2 protein-coding genes are annotated in these 1069 nt (G+C 64.5%); one reads left to right on the plus strand and one right to left on the minus strand.

The genetic code is table 11. The features are described from left to right. Nucleotides 1-237 precede the first annotated feature (237 nt). Nucleotides 238-516 carry a hypothetical protein gene (locus tag HV670_RS30095; protein ID WP_175108556.1) on the plus strand — a complete coding sequence of 93 codons (279 nt, stop codon included), beginning with the start codon at nucleotides 238-240 and terminating at the stop codon, nucleotides 514-516. Nucleotides 517-801: 285 nt separating this feature from the next. Here HV670_RS30095 and HV670_RS30100 read toward each other — a convergent pair. Continuing rightward, on the minus strand, nucleotides 802-1069 hold a 268-nt coding region (locus HV670_RS30100; RefSeq protein WP_246258139.1), incomplete at its 5' end, for an ATP-binding protein.

Consider the following 1069-nt stretch of genomic DNA (forward strand, 5'->3'; position numbering starts at 1 on the left):
GAGAGTAAACGCGATCCGCCGCCAGTTTACAAGCGCCGCTCTATGTCATTGAAAGTAAACACGCTTTTTCGCGACCGAGACTCGCCAGTCAAGATGTGTATAACGAGATGCGTGTAAGGGGGGCGGCTAGTTGGCCGTCAGGACAAAGGAGGGGCATGGTCATCGCGAACTGTCAGGCCTTTGAGCGGATCTGCGCAACAGCGGGCTCCGACCTCTACCGTGGCCGCCGATTGACGGATGAATGCCGGTCCTGCTGAAACTCCCTACGGAACACGCCGTCTTCCAATTCAGCCTGCCTGCTATTGGCGAAAGCAAAGCGTAGTTGCCGCCGGTGATCATGCCACTGTTGGTCAGCGTTCCGAGAGTACCGATAAAGTTAACGTCTTCGTGACGGCATTTCCCACTGATGCGCTGCGCGCGCAGGTGGCCACGAGTGGCGCCTTGGCCGTGCTCGAAAAGCCGCCCGACATCGCCGCGCTCGAGCATCATCTGACGCGGGCGCCCGACACTCCGTAATCGAAAGCCAGCGGCGTGCCGCGAGCGGCTCGCGGGACGTTCGCCGAGCCCGTGACGGTGCCCTGATGCGATGTGGCTCCACGCCGCGGGCTTCGGCTTTGCACACGAGGTCCGGCACCGGGTCTGCTGAGGACCGGCGTATGCCGGCGTGGCGCCCGCGTACTCGCCTCGCCTCGCCTCGCCATTGCATCGTCAGCGAAGACCGCGCCGCTGCGTGCATCTTCAAGCCCGTTGGCGAACGATACCAGTAGGATGGCGAAGCGCCAGTCGAGCGGACCGCGCTCGCTACGCACGCAGCCCTTCCGGGCTCGCCTGCGCCTTCTCCTTGGTCGACAGCGTGAAGCGGAAGACGGCGCCGTGCGGCTCGTTCGGCGCGGCTTCGAGCCGTCCGCCGTGCGCCTCGACGATGGACCGGCTGATTGCAAGGCCCACGCCCATGCCTTCGGCCTTCGTCGTATAGAACGACTCGAACAGGCGGCCTACGTACCCGGGGTCGAGACCGGTGCCGGTGTCGGCTACCTCGACCATCGCGATGTCCGGGTCGGCCCTGGCT

The organism is Pararobbsia alpina, from assembly GCF_902859895.1.
Lineage (GTDB): Bacteria > Pseudomonadota > Gammaproteobacteria > Burkholderiales > Burkholderiaceae > Pararobbsia > Pararobbsia alpina.

Bases quoted from the DNA above. Each gene is read 5' to 3' on its own strand.
- HV670_RS30095 (WP_175108556.1), top strand. From the start codon at position 238: ATGAATGCCGGTCCTGCTGAAACTCCCTACGGAACACGCCGTCTTCCA.